This is a genomic window from Gammaproteobacteria bacterium, from assembly GCA_034522055.1.
Taxonomy (GTDB): Bacteria; Pseudomonadota; Gammaproteobacteria; order JAABTG01; family JAABTG01; genus JAABTG01.
In genome coordinates this window covers 1,979,532-1,995,864 of the sequence record JAXHLS010000002.1, presented here as the reverse complement: position 1 = coordinate 1,995,864, position 16,333 = coordinate 1,979,532, and the positions used below count along the sequence as shown (strand labels likewise).

General features: G+C 68.4%; 17 protein-coding genes. 10 read left to right on the top strand and 7 right to left on the bottom strand.

What is annotated here, in order from left to right; all coding sequences use genetic code 11:
• Position 1 precedes the first annotated feature (1 nt).
• A complete protein-coding gene (locus U5S82_09650) occupies positions 2-1,261 on the top strand; it encodes an ABC transporter permease (protein MDZ7751909.1) in 1,260 nt (419 codons plus the stop codon).
• Between the two features lie 23 nt (positions 1,262-1,284).
• On the top strand, positions 1,285-1,815 hold the full coding sequence (locus U5S82_09645; GenBank protein MDZ7751908.1) for a DUF3299 domain-containing protein: 531 nt from the start codon (positions 1,285-1,287) through the stop codon (positions 1,813-1,815).
• A 318-nt stretch (positions 1,816-2,133) separates the two neighbouring features.
• Here U5S82_09645 and U5S82_09640 read toward each other — a convergent pair whose 3' ends face one another.
• Complete coding sequence (locus U5S82_09640; protein ID MDZ7751907.1) at positions 2,134-3,324, bottom strand: fatty acid desaturase; 1,191 nt, start codon at positions 3,322-3,324, stop codon at positions 2,134-2,136.
• Between the two features lie 163 nt (positions 3,325-3,487).
• On the opposite strand from U5S82_09640, the gene U5S82_09635 reads away from it, so the two are divergent.
• Both U5S82_09635 and U5S82_09630 read left to right on the top strand, forming a co-directional pair.
• Positions 3,488-3,931, top strand: coding sequence for an NUDIX hydrolase (locus tag U5S82_09635; GenBank protein MDZ7751906.1), 444 nt, complete (start codon positions 3,488-3,490; stop codon positions 3,929-3,931).
• A gap of 129 nt (positions 3,932-4,060) precedes the next feature.
• Positions 4,061-5,275, top strand: a complete 1,215-nt coding sequence (locus U5S82_09630; GenBank protein MDZ7751905.1) for an HDOD domain-containing protein — start codon at positions 4,061-4,063, stop codon at positions 5,273-5,275.
• A gap of 13 nt (positions 5,276-5,288) precedes the next feature.
• On the opposite strand, the gene U5S82_09625 is transcribed toward U5S82_09630, so the two are convergent.
• Entirely contained in the window at positions 5,289-7,271 is a 1,983-nt protein-coding gene (locus U5S82_09625; GenBank protein MDZ7751904.1) for a hydantoinase/oxoprolinase family protein, read from the bottom strand.
• A gap of 106 nt (positions 7,272-7,377) precedes the next feature.
• Between U5S82_09625 and U5S82_09620 the strand changes: the two genes are divergently transcribed.
• From U5S82_09620 to U5S82_09600, 5 genes are read left to right on the top strand one after another with little or no spacing between them, the layout of a single operon-like run.
• Positions 7,378-8,337 carry an ATP-binding cassette domain-containing protein gene (locus U5S82_09620; GenBank protein MDZ7751903.1) on the top strand — a complete coding sequence of 320 codons (960 nt, stop codon included), beginning with the start codon at positions 7,378-7,380 and terminating at the stop codon, positions 8,335-8,337.
• Complete coding sequence (locus U5S82_09615; protein MDZ7751902.1) at positions 8,334-9,089, top strand: ABC transporter permease subunit; 756 nt, start codon at positions 8,334-8,336, stop codon at positions 9,087-9,089. The genes U5S82_09620 and U5S82_09615 overlap by 4 nt, the downstream gene beginning before the upstream one ends.
• Before the next feature lie 3 nt (positions 9,090-9,092).
• A complete protein-coding gene (locus U5S82_09610; protein ID MDZ7751901.1) occupies positions 9,093-10,481 on the top strand; it encodes a DUF4350 domain-containing protein in 1,389 nt (462 codons plus the stop codon).
• Between the two features lie 2 nt (positions 10,482-10,483).
• Positions 10,484-11,386 (top strand): DUF4340 domain-containing protein, encoded by a 903-nt coding sequence (locus U5S82_09605; protein MDZ7751900.1) that lies wholly within the window; start codon positions 10,484-10,486, stop codon positions 11,384-11,386.
• A gap of 56 nt (positions 11,387-11,442) precedes the next feature.
• Positions 11,443-12,810 (top strand): sigma-54 dependent transcriptional regulator, encoded by a 1,368-nt coding sequence (locus U5S82_09600; protein MDZ7751899.1) that lies wholly within the window; start codon positions 11,443-11,445, stop codon positions 12,808-12,810.
• Between the two features lie 32 nt (positions 12,811-12,842).
• Here the strand turns inward: U5S82_09600 and tatC are convergent, their stop codons facing one another.
• The 5 genes from tatC to hisI are packed head-to-tail and all read right to left on the bottom strand — an operon-like array spanning position 12,843 to position 15,177.
• On the bottom strand, positions 12,843-13,691 hold the full coding sequence (gene tatC / locus U5S82_09595; GenBank protein ID MDZ7751898.1) for a twin-arginine translocase subunit TatC: 849 nt from the start codon (positions 13,689-13,691) through the stop codon (positions 12,843-12,845).
• Positions 13,684-14,100 carry a Sec-independent protein translocase protein TatB gene (tatB, locus tag U5S82_09590; protein MDZ7751897.1) on the bottom strand — a complete coding sequence of 139 codons (417 nt, stop codon included), beginning with the start codon at positions 14,098-14,100 and terminating at the stop codon, positions 13,684-13,686. Before tatB ends, tatC begins: the two co-directional genes overlap by 8 nt.
• A gap of 40 nt (positions 14,101-14,140) precedes the next feature.
• Positions 14,141-14,410, bottom strand: a complete 270-nt coding sequence (locus tag U5S82_09585) for a Sec-independent protein translocase subunit TatA (GenBank protein MDZ7751896.1) — start codon at positions 14,408-14,410, stop codon at positions 14,141-14,143.
• A gap of 25 nt (positions 14,411-14,435) precedes the next feature.
• The gene (locus U5S82_09580) at positions 14,436-14,777 is read right to left on the bottom strand and encodes a phosphoribosyl-ATP diphosphatase (GenBank protein MDZ7751895.1); all 342 of its coding nucleotides are present in this window, start codon (positions 14,775-14,777) and stop codon (positions 14,436-14,438) included.
• Positions 14,770-15,177, bottom strand: coding sequence for a phosphoribosyl-AMP cyclohydrolase (gene hisI, locus U5S82_09575; GenBank protein ID MDZ7751894.1), 408 nt, complete (start codon positions 15,175-15,177; stop codon positions 14,770-14,772). The genes U5S82_09580 and hisI overlap by 8 nt, the downstream gene beginning before the upstream one ends.
• A 195-nt stretch (positions 15,178-15,372) precedes the next feature.
• Between hisI and U5S82_09570 the strand changes: the two genes are divergently transcribed.
• Entirely contained in the window at positions 15,373-16,326 is a 954-nt protein-coding gene (locus tag U5S82_09570) for a complex I NDUFA9 subunit family protein (protein ID MDZ7751893.1), read from the top strand.
• Positions 16,327-16,333 lie beyond the last annotated feature (7 nt).

Below are 16,333 nucleotides of genomic sequence, written 5' to 3'. Positions count from 1 at the left end.
CATGGCCGTGCTCGGTCTGGCCTGGAAGAGCCTGGTGAACCGTCGTGCCACGGCGGCCCTCACCCTGTTCTCCATCGCCCTGTCGGTGACCCTGCTGGTGGGGGTGGAACGGCTGCGCCACGAGGCCCGGACGAGCTTCGCCAACACCATCTCCGGCACCGATCTCATCGTCGGCGCCCGCAGTGGCGGCGTGCAGCTCCTGCTCTATTCGGTGTTCCGCATCGGCAACCCCACCAACAACATCTCCTGGGCCAGCTACCGGGAGCTGGCGAACCATCCCCGGGTGGCCTGGACCGTCCCCATCTCCCTCGGCGACTCTCACCGCGGTTACCGGGTGATGGGCACCACCGCGGCCTATTTCGAGCACTATCGCTATGCCCGGGATCGCGCCCTCGCCTTCGCCACGGGCGGCGTCTTCGACGATCTCTACGACGCGGTGCTGGGGGCACAGGTGGCCCGCAAGCTGGGCTATGCCCTCGGGGACGAGCTGGTGGTGGCCCACGGCGCCGCGGACGTCGCCTTCACCCGCCACGAGGACAGGCCTTTCCGGGTGGCCGGGATCCTGAAGGCCACGGGCACCCCGGTGGACCACACGGTGCACGTGAGCCTGCGGGCCATCGAGGCCATCCATGTGGGCTGGCAGAGCGGGACCCCCATGCCGGGCTTCCAGGTCCCGGCCGAGCGGCTGCGCACCATGGACCTGACCCCCGACGAGATCACCGCGGTACTGGTGGGGCTGACCTCGCGGATGGCCGCCTTCCAGGTCCAGCGCTTCGTCAACGACTATCCCGACGAGCCCCTGACCGCTATCCTCCCCGGCGTGGCCCTGAGCGAGCTGTGGAACCTGATGGCGGTGGCGGAGAATGCCCTGCTGGTGGTGGCGGCCTTCGTGGTGGTGGTGGGTCTGGCCGGCATGCTCACCGCGCTCCTGGCCAGCCTCAACGAGCGGCGCCGGGAGATGGCCATCCTGCGCTCCGTGGGCGCGCGGCCGATCCACGTATTCACCCTCATCATGGGCGAGGCCGGTGTCCTGACGGGCGGCGGCATCGCCCTTGGCCTCGGCCTGCTCTACGGGCTGCTGCTGGCCGCCCGCACGGTGATGGAGGACCGGCTGGGCATCCATATCGCCGTGGCCGCCCCCGCCGGCAACGAGTTGATCCTGCTGGGCGCCGTGGCCGTGGCCGGCTTCAGCGTGGGCGCCATCCCCGCCTACCGGGCCTATCGACTGTCCCTGGCCGACGGCCTGTCCATCCGTGTATGAGGACCCCGTAAATGCGCTATCCCATGACCACTAGAGCCCTGATCCTGGGGACCATGCTGTTTTTATTCACGGCAGCCGGTGAGGCCCCGCGGGCCGCCGGGAGCGCGGAGGAACTGGATTGGGATGCCCTGATCCCGGAGGACTGGCGGCCGGACAAGCTGCTGGCTGAATTCGATGCCGAGGGCCTGAGCGACGACGACCCCCGGGCCCAGGAACTCATGGACAAGTTGAAGGCCCTGTGGGACGAGGCCCCGGTGGTGCCCGAGTTGGACGGCCGGCGGGTACGGCTGCCGGGCTTCGTGGTGCCCCTGGAGGTGGAACCCGAGGCCATCGCCGAGTTCCTGCTGGTGCCCTACTACGGGGCCTGTATCCACGTGCCGCCGCCGCCCGCCAACCAGACCGTATACGTGGTCACCGCCGAGGACCGGCCCTACCGCGGCAAGCTGTTCGACACCGTGTGGGTCACGGGCACTTTGCGGGTGGAGCAGAACTCCAGCGAACTCGCCGAAGCGGGCTACCGGCTGGACGCCACCGCCGTGGAACCCTATGAATAGTTTGATTGTCGGGATGAATCCCGACCTACAGGCTAAAAGCGTAACCGCGAAAGACGCGAAATGACGCGAAAAGGGAGAAGGTCAGGGAGGAGTTTAATGTCGGGATGAATCCCGACCTACATCCGTGCCAAAGGAATGGGCAGGGGGGGTGTTGTGTAGGGCGGGCTGTAGGTCGGGCTTCAGCCCGACAGCCGACGCCGGCGGGTGGCTCCGGCCCGGCCCGTGGTGTGTGCGGTTGGGTCTAATGTCGGGATGAATCCCGACCTACATCCGTGCCAAAGGAACAAGCAGTGGTGGTGTATCTGTAGGGGTCGGGCGTCACGCCGTGGCCGGGGCGCTGGAGTAGCTGCGCAGCTGGCGCGAGAAATCCTCCAGGGCCTGGATGCCCGTGCTTTCCGCCTGGCGGCACCATTCCTGGAGGGACTCCATCAGCTCCTCCTGGCGCGCACTGCGCCGAGACCAGATATCGAACAGGCGCTCGCGGAACTCATAGACCGTCTGCAGCGCTTGGCTGCGGGCCAAGGCCTGCTGGAGATGCATCCGGGCGTCGGCGCTCAACAGGCTCTGCTCGCGCACCAGCAGCTTGCGGGCCTGGGCCAGCAGGCGGCGGTCACCCCCCGAAAAGCGCGCCAACTCCTCACGATACACCCGCACCATCACACCCCTAGCATAGGCGGCGGCCACCTGGACCTGGGCCGTCACCACGGCCCTGACGGTGTCCACGTCGACCCGGGACTTGCCGGGAATGCGGTAGACCCGCGGCGCCAGTCGCCGCACCTTCGCCAGCCCCACTGCCTGGAGGGCACGGATGTAGACCCAGCCCGCGTCCAGCTCCCACCATTTGGACGAGAAGCGCGCCGAGCTGGCGTAGGCATGGTGGTTGTTGTGGAGTTCCTCGCCGCCGATGAGCACGCCCCAGGGCAGGATGTTGGTGGAGCGGTCCTGGACCTCGTAGTTGCGGTAGCCCCACCAGTGGCCGATGCCGTTGATGACGCCGGCGGCCATGACGGGGATCCACAGCATCTGCACCGCCCACATGGCAAGCCCGGCGACACCGAACAGCACCACGTCGGCCATCAGCATCAGGGCCACGCCCAGCACGCTGTGGCACGAGAACACATGGCGCTCCAGCCAGTCGTCCGGCGTACCCTTGCCGAACTGCTCCAGGGTCGCGCCGTCGGCCGCGGCCTCGCGGTAGAGTTCCGAGCCCTCCTTGAGCACCTTGCCGATGCCTACCTGGGCCGGGCTGTGGGGGTCCTGCGGGCCCTCGCAACGGGCGTGGTGACGGCGGTGCACCGCCACCCATTCGCGGGTGACCATGCCGGTGGTGAGCCACAGCCAGGCGCGGAAGGCCACGGCCACCAGCGGATGCAGGTCCAGGGCCCGGTGGGCCTGGTTGCGATGCAGGTATACCGTGACGGAGACGATGGTCAGGTGGGTGAACAGCAGGGTCACCAGGATCTTGCCCGGGACCGACAGGCCGGTCACACCGGAGATGAGGAATTCCATTAGGGTCATGATTTACTCTTTGGAAGGGCTAGTTCTTTGCAGGATGCTATGACAGTGATTGGACACTGCGAATCGAATTTAAATTCCGACAAGTTTATCATCCCCTCTTAACCTTGCCTACGTAGCAGCCCCGCCAATCCCTATAAGCCCAAGGGTTCAATCGATGCCCCGCCCTCTCACCCCGCCCATCGCTGCCGATACCATCATCGAACTGGGGGACGCGTCGGAGCGCTCCATCGTACTCATCGAACGGCGCAATCCGCCCCATGGCTGGGCACTGCCCGGCGGCTTCATGGACGAAGGCGAGACCATAGAGCAGGCGGCGGTGCGCGAGGCCCGCGAGGAGACCGGGCTGCGGGTGGAACTCGACGCCCTCCTCGGGGTGTATTCCCGGCCCGACCGCGACCCCCGGGGTCAGACCGTGAGCGTGGTCTTCGTGGCCCGCGCCACGGGCACCCCCCGGGGCCAGGATGACGCCCTCAGGGCCCGCGCCTTCCGGCTCCAGGAACTGCCCTCGCCCCTGGCCTTCGATCATGACGAGATCCTCGCCGACTATGCCCGCTTCCGGGCCACCGGCAAGGTCCGGACGCCGGACCATGACGCCTGAAGCCGCCGTTACGACGCCCTCCCATGGCGCATGGAGTGACCCGGCCGGCGGCGGTTGTCAGGGCCATGCCGCGCCACAATACTGTCGCCACGAAAACCTTATCCGCCTGCTACCGAGTAACCCCACCCCATGACCGAGGCCTTCGTCGCGCGCCAACCCATCTTCGATACCGGGTTGAATATCTTTGCCTACGAGCTGCTGTTCCGTGCCAGCGGGGAGAACACGGCCGGCGAGGGCCTGGATGCGGGTCAGGCTACCTCGCAGGTCATCTGGAACACCTTCACGGTGTTCGGGCTGAACGGCCTGGTGGGCAGTGCCCGCGCCTTCATCAACTTCAGCCGCGAGCTGCTGCTGGACGACAGATCCATCATCCTCCCCCCCGACCGCGTGGTCATCGAAATACTCGAGGACATGAAGGTAGACCGGGACCTGGTGGATGCGGTGACGCGGCTGGCGGCCAAGGGCTACACCATCGCCCTCGACGACTTCTCCTATCACCCCTCATGGCAGCCCCTGGTGGACATCGCCCATATCGTCAAGCTCGACGTCATGGCCCTCTCCATGAATGAGCTGGAGGAGCACCTGGGCCTGCTGCGCCGCGATGGATTGCGCATGCTGGCGGAGAAGGTGGAAACAGCGGAGCAATACGAGCAATTGAAGGCCATGGGCTTCGATTACTTCCAGGGCTACTTCCTCGCCCGCCCCATGGTGATGAGGGGGCGCCGCACACCTGCCGACCGCACCACCATATTGCGACTGCTGTCGCGCCTGAATGACCCCAAATCGGACATCACGGGAATCGAAGACCTCATCAGCCGCGACGTGTCCTTGAACTACAAGCTGCTGCGCTACATCAACTCGGCCCTGTTCTCCCTGCCCCGCCGGGTGGACTCCACCCGCACCGCCATCGCCCTGTTGGGCTTGGTGAACATCAGGCGCTGGGCCTCCCTCATCGCCATGTCCGGCTTCAATGACAGGCCGGGGGATCTGCTGGGCATCGCCCTGGTGCGCGCCCGCATGTGCCAGAACCTGGCCGAGGCGGCGGGATTGCCCAACCCGGAGGGTCATTTCACCGTTGGCCTGTTCTCGGCGCTGGATACCCTGCTGGACATGCCCATGGAAGAGGTGGTGAAGGAACTGCCCCTGGGCGACGATATAGTGAGCGCCCTGCTGCATCGCCAGGGCCCCGGCGGCGCCACCCTCGCCTGCGCCCTCGCCTACGAGAACCAGGACTGGGACCACGTGGCCCTCGCCAGCCTGGAAGCCAGGGCCATCCGCGAGGCCTATCTGTCGGCCGTGGCCTGGGCCACCCGCGCTGAGCAGGAGCTGCCGGCCGGCGCCTGATCCCGGGTCGCCCTCAACCCTCCCGCCGCAGCACCAGATTACGGTAGTCATCCAGCCGGCAGCGCCATCCCGGAGCCACGTAAGTGGTGGCCACCGCCTCGCTGACGATGGCCGGCCCCGCCAGTTCCTGGCCCGGTTCCATCTCATCCCGCACCACCTGCGCCGGAATGGTCCGGTCACCGGCCGGGGATCTCGGGACGGTATCGTCACCGGCAGGGGTCACTCCCCGGGGCAGGCGCAGGCGGGGCGCCGGCCCGGTCACCGCCACCCGCAGGTTCACCAGCTCCACGGCGCGCTCCAGGGTATGGCCGTAGCGGGCGGCATGGGCCTCGTGAAAAGACCCCGCGGCAGCCGCCAGCGTGCCCGCCAGGGGCAGGGTGAGGGCGAAGGACTGGCCGGCATAGCGCAGGTCGACGCTGCGCGTCACGACCAGCTCGGCGGCGGCCACCCCCTCCCGCTCCAATTGTCCGCGGCCCTCCGCCTCCAGTTCCCCGAAGACTTGCTCCACCGCCTCCGGGGCCACCTCCAGGGCGGGACCGCTGAAGGTGCGGGACAGGCGCCGGCCCGGTGCCGCCGCCAGCATGCCCAGGGCCGACAGCACACCGGCATGCACCGGCACCAGCGCCCGCTCCATGCCCAGGGCCTCGGACAGGGCGCACACGTGCAGTCCACCGGCGCCGCCGAAACTCACCAGGGCCATGTCCCTGGGGTCGATGCCGCGCTCCACCGAGATCACCCGCAGGGCCCGCGCCATGTGCTCGTTGGCCACCCGCACCACGCCCGCCGCGGCCTCCTCGGCGCTCATGCCGAGGGCCTGCCCCAACCCCGTCAGGGCGCGCCGGGCCGCCTTCCGATCCAGACCCATCCGTCCCCCCAGAAAGGCCCCGGGCACCAGCCGCCCCAGCACCAGGTTGGCATCGGTGACCGTGGGACGCGTGCCACCGGCCCCGTAGCAGGCGGGTCCGGGCGCCGCGCCGGCGGACTCGGGCCCCACCTGGAGCATGCCGCCGGCATCCACCCACGCCACCGAGCCGCCGCCCGCGCCGATCGTGTGCATGTCCACCATGGGCACCCCCACGGGATAGCCCGCCACCCGTCCCTCCGTGGTGAGCCGCGGGCTGCCGTCGATGAGGGCGACGTCGGTGGAGGTACCGCCCATGTCGAAGGAGAGGCTGCGGGGCTCGCCCGCCAGGCCGCCCACCAGGCCGGCCCCCGCGAGGCCGCCGGCGGGCCCCGACAGCAACATGTGCACGGCGCGCTGCCCCGCCTGATGGGCGGACACCGTCTCGCCGCAGGACTGCATCACCGCCACCCGGGCCCGCGGCAGACCCGCCCCGAGACGGCCCACGTAGCCCGCCACCCGCGGCCCCACCGCGGCGTTGAGCCAGGTGGCGATGCCCCGCTCGTACTCGCCATATTCCGGCAGCACCGTTGCCGAGGTGGACACGAACCATTCGGGCGGCAGGGCCGCGGCGAGGTGCTGCTCGAAACGGGCATCCACGAAAGAGAACAACAAGCTGATGGCCACCGCCTCGGGCGCCAGATCTTTCAGGGCCGCCACCAGGGCCTCGACGTCCCCGTCCGTGAGCGCCTCCACCACCTGGCCGTGGGGCCCCATGCGCCCGCCGGTCTCCAGGCACAACTCCCGGGGCACCGGCGGGGCGACGGCGGGGGGCTGAAGATCGTAGAGGCGGGCCCGGGCCTGGCGCCCAATGGTCAGGACATCGCCGAAACCGCGGTTGGTGACGAAGGCGGTGCGCGCCAGCTTGCCCTCCAGCACCGCATTGGTGGCCACGGTGGAACCGTGAATGACGGTCATCTCCACCCCCTCCAGTCCCAGCTCCCGGACACCGGTGAGGATGGCCTGCTCGGGCTCATGGGGAGTGGACAACACCTTGTGGGCGATGAGGGCGCCGTCGCGATACACCACCAGATCGGTGAAGGTGCCGCCGGTGTCCACCCCCAGGAGTATGTTACCTTTGGATTCGTGACTCATGGAGGAGACCGCCGCCCCCGGGGGGCTTGCAATTGAGGACAACCTTCCCAAAATTCAGCGTCCATCCGTGCCTTGCGGCGAAATGGAACACCGGCTGGAACAACCCATGCATACTAGCGAAGTATTGGTCAGGGTCGAAGGACTCGAGCGCCGTTATGGGGAGACCCTGGCGGTGGCCGGGGTATCCTTCGAGGTCCACCGCGGCGAGGTGCTGGGCCTGCTGGGCCCCAACGGCGCCGGCAAATCCACCGCCATGCAGATCATCGCCGGGGCCCTGGCGCCAAGTGCCGGCCAGGTGCAAATCGACGGCCTGGACATCCTCGACCACCCCATCGCGGCCAAGGGACGTATCGGCTACCTGCCGGAACAACCCCCGCTGTACCGGGAACTCACGGTCGACGAATACCTGCGCTATTGCGCCCGCCTCCACCGGGTGCCCCGGGGCGAGGTAGCGGCGGCTCTCACCCGGGCCCGCGAACGCTGTGGCCTGGAAGCCATGGGCCACCGCCTCATCGGCAACCTGTCCAAGGGCTACCAGCAACGGGTGGGCATCGCCCAGGCCATCATCCACAACCCGGCAGTGGTGATCCTCGACGAGCCCACCGTGGGCCTCGACCCCATCCAGATCCGGGAGATCCGCCAGCTCATTCGCGAGCTCGGCGGCGAGCACAGCGTCATCCTCTCCACCCACATCCTGCCGGAGGTGCAAGCGGTATGCGACCGCGTGCAGATCATCCATCGCGGGCGGCTGGTGCTGAACGAGGACCTCAAGCAACTGGAGGCCCGCAGCGAGGCGGAGCTGCTGGTACGCTTCACCGCCCCGCCCGCCGCCGCAGCGCTGGAGCAGTTGCCCGGCGTGGCACGCGTGGAGGCCCGGGACGACGGCGCTTTCCTGCTGCACCTGGCGGCGGGTGCCAATCCCGCCCCGCGGATGGTGGAGGACGCCGTGGCGGGGGGATGGGGGCTGGTGGAGCTGTCGCCGCGGCGCCGCACCCTGGAGGAGATCTTCGTGCAGCTCACGGCGGGCGACGACGGCGGCCACCAGACCCCGGAGGTGGCGGCATGATCCTCACCATCGCCGGGCGCGAGCTGCGCAGTCTGTTCCTGTCTCCCCTGGCGTGGTCCGTGCTGGCGGTGGTGCAGCTCATCCTCGCCTACGTGTTCCTCATCCAGGTGGAGTTGTTCATCCAGTGGCAACCGCGCCTCGCCGCCATGGAGGGGGCGCCCGGGGCCACGGACATCATCGTCTCGCCCCTGTTCCGCACCGCCGCCATCGTGCTGCTGCTGGTGGTGCCCCTGCTCACCATGCGCCTGGTGAGCGAGGAGCGCCGCGCCCGCACCCTGACCCTGCTGCTCTCAGCGCCGGCCTCCATGACCCAGATCGTGCTGGGCAAGTACCTGGGGGTGATGGGATTCCTGGTGGTGCTGCTGGGCCTCACGGTGCTCATGCCCCTGTCGCTGGTGGCCGGCGGTAACCTCGATTGGGGCCTGCTGGCCTCCGGGGCCATCGGGCTCGCCCTGGTGGTGGCCGCCTTCGCCGCCGCCGGCCTGTTCCTGTCCACCTTGACGGACCAGCCCACGGTGGCGGGGGTGAGCACCTTCGGCCTGCTGCTGCTGCTGTGGATCCTGGACTGGGCCGGCGGCACCGGCAACGAGGCCGCCACGGAAGCCTTCACCTACCTGTCCCTGCTCACCCATTACGACGCCCTCCTGAAGGGCGTCTTCGACAGCCAGGACGTGGTCTACTACGTCCTGTTCTCCATCACCTTCCTGGTGCTCGGTATCCGGCGCCTGGATGCCGAGCGCCTGCAGGAGTAGGCCGTGCGCGTCACCCGCAAGACCCGCCGCAACGTCCGCCTGGACAATCTCGTGTTCGTGGCGCTGTTCCTGGTGGCCATGGGGCTGCTGGCCTGGCTGTCCACCCGCTATCACATTCAGGCGGACTGGACCGCCAGCGGCCGCAACTCCCTGTCCGCCGCCAGCATCGAACTCGTGGCGCGCCTCGATGGCCCCGTGACCATCACCGCCTATGCCCGGGAGGACGATGTGCTGCGATCGGGGATCCGGGACCTGGTGGCACGCTACCGCCGCCACAAGGCCGACATGGAGCTGGAGTTCGTCAACCCGGACACCGTACCGGACCGGGTGCGTGAACAGGGGATCGCCGTGGACGGCGAGCTGGTGGTGGCCTATGACGGGCGCCGCGAGCACGTCCAGGCCCATGCCGAAGAGGCCCTGTCCAATGCCCTCCAGCGCCTCACCCGCGCCGGCGAGCGCTGGCTGGTGTTCACCAGCGGCCACGGCGAGCGGGCGCCCCTGGGCCAGGCCAACCACGACCTCGGGGGCTGGGGACGCCAGCTGGAGCAGCGGGGCTTCAACGTGCGCACCCTCAACCTCGCCAACCAGGACGAGGTGCCCCGCAACACCACGGCCCTGGTGATCGCCGGCCCGCGGGTGGACTTCCTGCCCGGCGAAGTGGGCCTCATCACGGACTACCTGGAGCGCGGCGGCAACCTGCTGTGGCTCCACGATCCAGGCGGCCTAAAGGGCCTGGAAGGGCTGGCGGAGGCCCTGGGCATCGAGTTCGTACCCGGGATCATCGTGGACCCCACCTCCCAGCTCTTCGGCATCGAGCACCCCGCCATGGCCCTGGTGACCAGCTACGGCTTCCACCCCGTGACCCGCGACTTCGATCTCCTCACCGTGTTTCCCCAGGCCGCCGGCATCACCGCCGAGGCGCCCCGGGACTGGCAACCGGACCCCATCCTCACCAGCGCCGGGGCGGCCTGGTCCGAGACCGGCGAATTGCAGGGCGAGATCGGCTTCGACGAGGCCAGCGATCTACCCGGCCCCTTCGACATCGGCCTGGCCCTGGAGCGGGAGCGGCCCGGCGGCGAGGGCGGGCCCGCCGCGGCGGAGGCGGACACCGTGGCCCCCGCACGCCAGCGGGTGGTCGTCGTCGGTGACGGTGACTTCCTCTCCAATACCTATCTCGGCAACGGCGGTAACCTGGATCTCGGTTTCAACATCGTCAACTGGCTGGCCACCGACGACACCCTCATGAACATCCCCGCCAAGACGGCTCCGGATACCCGGCTCGCCTTCTCCCCCACCGCCGTGGTGGTCATCGGCGTCGGCTTCCTGTTCGTCCTGCCGGCCCTGCTGCTGGGCACCGGCATCGTCATCTGGCTGCGGCGCCGCAAGCGCTGACCATGGCCCGCCGGCTGCTGCTCAATCTGGCATTGCTGACGATGGTCGCGGCCCTCGCCCTGGTGGTATGGCTGGAGCCCGGCAAGGAAGGGGACCCGCCGCGGGCCCCCATCACCACCGTCGACGGCACCACGGTGGAGCGCATCGCCATCGACTATCCCGGCGGGCGTCCCGGTCTAATCCTGGAGCGCCACGGCGAGGGCTGGTGGCTGGCCACGCCCTACGACCTGCCTGCCAACGCCTTCAAGGCCGGCACCCTGCTGGACCTGCTCGAGGCCCCCAGCCAGGGTACCGTGGCCGTCGCCGGAGACGACCTCGCCCCCTTCGGCCTGGCCCCGCCGCGGGCGGTGGTGCGATTCGACGATTTCCCGGTGGCCTTCGGCGCTACCGAGGCCATCGATGGCTACCGCTATGTGCGCGTGGACGGCCGGGTACACCTGGTGCAGGACCGCTACTTTCCCCAGTTGAACACCGCCCCCACGGGCTTCGTGAGCTACCGCCTGTTGCCACCCGACGCCATGCCGCACGCCATCCGCCTGGGGCGGCTGCGGGTGGAGCGGGGGGATGAAGGCTGGACGGTGGAGCCGGCCGATGCCGGCCTGGTGGCGGATGCCGAGGCCCGCCTGGCGCGGGCGTGGCAGGAGGCGCGGGCCGTCGCCGTCAGGCCGCACGAGACCACTGCCGCGGAGGGGGAAGAGGTCGTGGTGGAGTTGGGAGACGGAAAGCAAAGCATCACCTTCCGGGTCTTGGAAAAGGACGGCGATACCCTGTTCCTGCGCCCCGCCAAGGGCCTCGCCTACGTGGTCCCGGAACACCTCGCCGAGCGCCTCCTGGAACCTGAAAGACGACCCGAAGATGCCAGCGCCACTCCGCGAGACCCGCCGCCCCCTGCCGCCACACGGTAGCGCCCCGGGGCCGTGGCGAGCCTCCAGATTCACGACGCGCCATCGACCCTGAGACCATGCCCGAGCACATCCTCATCATCGACGACGACGCGGCCCTGTCCCAGATGCTCGAACTCCATTTCGAGGACCTGGGCTACGCCACGTCCCGCGCCGAGTCCTGTGCCAGTGGGCTGGCGCTGCTGGAGACCGGCGAACCCGACGTCATCCTGCTGGACCAACAGCTGCCCGACGGCCGTGGCGTGGAACTGCTGGATGAACTGCTGCGCCGCGCCCCCGGCGTGCCCGTGGTGATGATGACCGGTGCCCACGACCTGGAACTGGCCATCGAGTCCATCAAGAAGGGGGCGCGGGACTTCATCCACAAGCCGGTCAAGAACGAGGAGCTGGAACACGCCATCCGCAAGGCCCTGGAGCACCGCCGCCTGGTGCGCCGGGTGGCCGCCCTCACGCCCCCCGAGGAGCCCGCCGCCACCCCCGGCGGAGAACTGCTCGGGCGCGGCGATGCCATGCTCAAGGTGAGCAAGGAGATCGCCCTGACCGCACCGTCCCAGGCCAACGTACTGCTGGTGGGGGAGAGCGGTACCGGCAAGGAAGTGGTGGCGCGCTCCATCCATCAGCACAGCGGCCTGCAAGGGCCCTTCGTGGCGGTCAACAGCGCCGCCATCGTCGAGACCCTGCTGGAGAGCGAGCTGTTCGGCCACGAGAAGGGGGCCTTCACCGGCGCCGTGGCCCGCAAGATCGGCAAGTTCGAGCTGGCCCGCGACGGCACCCTGTTCCTGGACGAGATCGGCGAACTCCCCATGTCCCTGCAGGCCAAGCTGCTGCGGGTGCTGCAGGAGCACGCCTTCGAACGGGTGGGGGGCACCCAGACCCTCACCACCAACGCCCGCATCATCGCCGCCACCAACCGTGACCTGGAGCACGAGGTGGCAGAAAAGCGTTTTCGCGAGGATCTGCTCTACCGCCTCAACGTCATTACCATCGCCCTGCCGCCCCTGCGGGAGCGTCGCGAGGACATCCCCCTGCTGGTGGAGGGCCTGCTGGGCCGTATCGGCCGCAACCTCCACAAGCCCCCCTTGAGCCTGTCGCCGGAGGCCATGGCACGCCTGCAAAGCTACAACTGGCCAGGCAACGTGAGGGAACTGGAGAACGTGCTCACCCAATGCATGGTGCGCTCCCGCGACGGCGTGCTGACGCCGGAGATGCTGCCACTGCCGGAGACCACCGCGGGCGGGGGCAGCGAGGCCCTGCCCCCCGAAGTGCCCGTGCTGGCCACCCTCGACGAGGTAGAGGCGGCCCATGTGCAGCGGGTCCTCGACCACACCGGCGGCCACAAGGGCCGAAGCTGCGACATCCTGCAGATCTCACGGCCCGCCCTGGACCGCAAGATCCAGAAATACGACCTGGTGGTGCCGAAGGGCTGAGGGGGGCGTTCCGAACGACGGGGGCCGCGGGCTCAGCCGCCGCCCTTGCCGTCCCCCTTGCCATCGAGATCCGCTTCCTGGCGCTCCGCCCGGTCGAACTCGTCATCGCCGTCGTCGTCCGCGCCGGCAGCCGGGGCGCGGCGGGTCACGAAACGGCGGGAGAACCACAGCCCCAGCTCGAACAACAGCCACATGGGCACGGCCAGGAGGGTCTGGGAGATGACGTCCGGCGGGGTCAGCAACATGCCGAAAGCGAAGGTGCCGACGATGATGTAGGGGCGTTTCTCCGCCAGGGACTCGGGCGTGCTGATGCCGCTCCACACCATGGCCACGGCGATGACGGGCACCTCGAAGGCCAGACCGAAGGCGAAGAAGAGCTTGAGCACGAAATCCAGGTAGCGGGCGATGTCTGTCATCACCGCCACCCCCTCCGGGGTGACGCTGATGAAGAAACCGAACACCAGGGGGAACACCACGAAGTACGCGAACACCATGCCCAGATAGAACAGCAGCACGCTGGCCGCCAGCAAGGGCATGGCCAGACGCTTCTCGTGCTGGTACAACCCCGGCGCCACGAAGGCCCATATCTGATGCAGAATGAAGGGCACGGCGAGGAACACCGCCAGTACCAGGGACAACTTGAAGGGGGTGAGAAAGGGTGATGCCACCTCGGTGGCGATCATGCTGGTGCCCGCCGGCATGTGCCGCAACAACGGCTCCGCCAGGATGTGGTAGAGGTCGTTGGCGAAGGGGAACAGGCACAGGAACACTACCAGCACCGCCAGCACCACCCGCAACAGCCGATCCCGCAGCTCCACCAGGTGCTGGAGGAACGGCATCTCCTGCTGCTGGTCTCCCGGCGTCTCCTGGCGCTTATTCATGGCTGTCCGGCGGGGACGGCCTGCTGGTCTCCTTGTCGGCCTTGCCCCGCTCCGGCGCCGCGGGGGCGCCGGGATCGGGCTTGGCGACGGCGCCGCTGGCAGGGCCGTCCGAGGCATTGAGTTCCGAGCCCAGGGCATCCACGTCCTCGGCCACGTCCCTCACTGACTCCTGGGCATCCTCGACGATGTCATAGATGTCCTTCATCTCCGGCTTGCCACCCATGGCCTGCTGGATCTCGTGCTCCCGCAGCTCCCGCTGCACGTCGTCCTTGACCGTGGACGCATAGCGGCGCGCCCGCCCGATCCACAGACCCAGGGTACGGGCGAGGCGGGGCAGGCGCTCGGGCCCCACCACCAACAGCGCCACCACGCCGATGAGCAGGATCTCGAGAAAACCGATGTCAAACATGAGGGGTCAGGATGTCGGGACGGGCGGACGGGCGCCGCACCTAGGCCTTCTCTTTTTCCTTTTCCGCGGCCTCCGATGTCCCGGCGGCATTCTCCGCCGTGGCCCCCTCGGCCAGGGACTTGGGCTGCCCGTCGTCCTCCTCGTCGTCCTTATCCTTCTCGCTATCGCCGTCCTTCACCGCGCCCTTGAAGTTCTTCAGCGCCGCCCCGAGGTCGCCGCCCACGTTGCGGAGCTTCTTGGTGCCGAACAACAGCACCACGATCGCCAATACGATCAACAGCTGCCAGATACTGATTCCACCGAGCCCCATATCGCGTTCTCCTCGCTACACTAAGTCATTGCCGTTCGTCATCGCCCGCGGGCGGGTTCCGGCGCGCCTTCTCCTCCAGCCCGGACAGGCCGAAACGGCGTTCCAGCTCCTGCAGGACATCCTCTGGAGCGAGCCCCTGATGCTCCAGCATCACCAGGGTATGAAACCAGAGATCGGCGGTTTCATGAATGATCGCCGCCCGATCACCACCTTTCGCCGCCAGAACCACCTCCGTCGCCTCCTCGCCCACCTTCTTGAGGATGGCATCCAGCCCCTTGTGGTAGAGGCGTGCCACGTAGGAATCCTCGGGCGGCGCCCCCCGCCGTTCCCGTAACACCCCCGCGAGCCGCGCGAGGACGTCAGACATCGTACTTGGCCTGGTCGCCGTAGAGGACGGCGGGGTCCTTCACCACGGGCTCCACCTCCACCCACTCGCCATCCCGGAGCTGCCTGTAGAAACAGCGATGCCTGCCCGTATGACAGGCAATGCCACCGATCTGCTCCACTGTCAACAATACCACGTCGTTGTCACAGTCGAGCCGCACATCCCGCAGGCGTTGCACGTTGCCCGACTCCTCTCCCTTGCGCCACAGCCTACCCCGGGAGCGTGACCAATAGATGGCGCGCCCTTCCTGCACCGTGAGGGCCAGGGACTCGCGATTCATCCACGCCATCATGAGCACCGCGCCGGAACCCTGCTCCTGCGCGATGGCGGGCACCAAGCCGTCCGCCGTCCACTTGATTTCGTCGAGCCACGACTCGCTCATGGTTCATGCCCTCCGGAACAGCCCGCTTGCTCCGCGACTTTCACATTGAGAAGGGGTGGGGATGATACAGAAAATCCTGATTCCAGGCACTGACTACATGGCGGCTCCCGCGGCTTGACCGTCACCGGCCCACCCGTGAGAATGATTGCCCCCCCCCGGCCGGACCGTGGCGAGCACCGAAAGGAACTGAAAGCAATGAAGAAATTAAACATCTGTGTGCTCGGTGGAACGGGCTTCATCGGCCACAATCTGTTGTTCGTGCTGGCCCGCGACGGCCACCGCCTGCGGGTCCTGACACGCCGTCGCGAAGGCCATCGCGATCTGCTGGTGATCCCCACTCTCGAACTGGTGGAGACCGATGTCCATCTGGTGTCGGAGCTCAGCAGCCAGTTCAAGGACTGCGATACGGTGATCAACCTCACCGGGATCCTCAATCCCGCCGCCGGCCCCCACGGCGACTTCAAGACGGTGCATGCGGACCTGCCCGCCAAGGTGGTGGAAGCCTGCCGCTTCAACGGCATCCGGCGCCTGCTGCACATGAGCGCCCTGCAGTCCTCGACGGAGGGTCCGAGCGAATACCAGCGCACCAAGGGCGCGGGGGAGCAGGCGGTACTGGGCGCCCCGGACATGGACGCAACGGTCTTCAAGCCATCCGTGGTATTCGGGCCCGAGGACAATTTCTTCAACCAGTTCGCCCGGCTGCTGCGCCTGGCCCCCTTCATGCCCCTGGCGGGGGCGGATACCCGTTTCGCGCCGGTGTTCGTGGGCGACGTGGTGGAGGCCTTCGCCCGCTGCCTCCGTAACCGCGACAGCTACGGCCAGGCCTACGAACTGTGCGGCCCCAAGGTCTATACCCTGCGGGAACTGGTCAGGCTCAGTGGCCGTTACAGCGGCCACCGGCGTCCCGTCATCGGCCTCGGGCCCGGACCGGCGCGGCTGCTGGCCCGAGCCATGGAGTTCCTGCCCACCCCCCCCATGACCCGCGACAACCTGGCCTCCATGAGCGTGGACAGCGTGTGCCACAGCGACGGCCTCGCGGCCCTGGGGATCCGCGCCACCGAGCTGGAGACCGTGGTGCCCGCCTACCTCTCCCGGAGCGGCCGGGACCGCTACCTGCAGAACCTCCGCTCCGCCGCACGCCGCGGCTGAGGCCGCC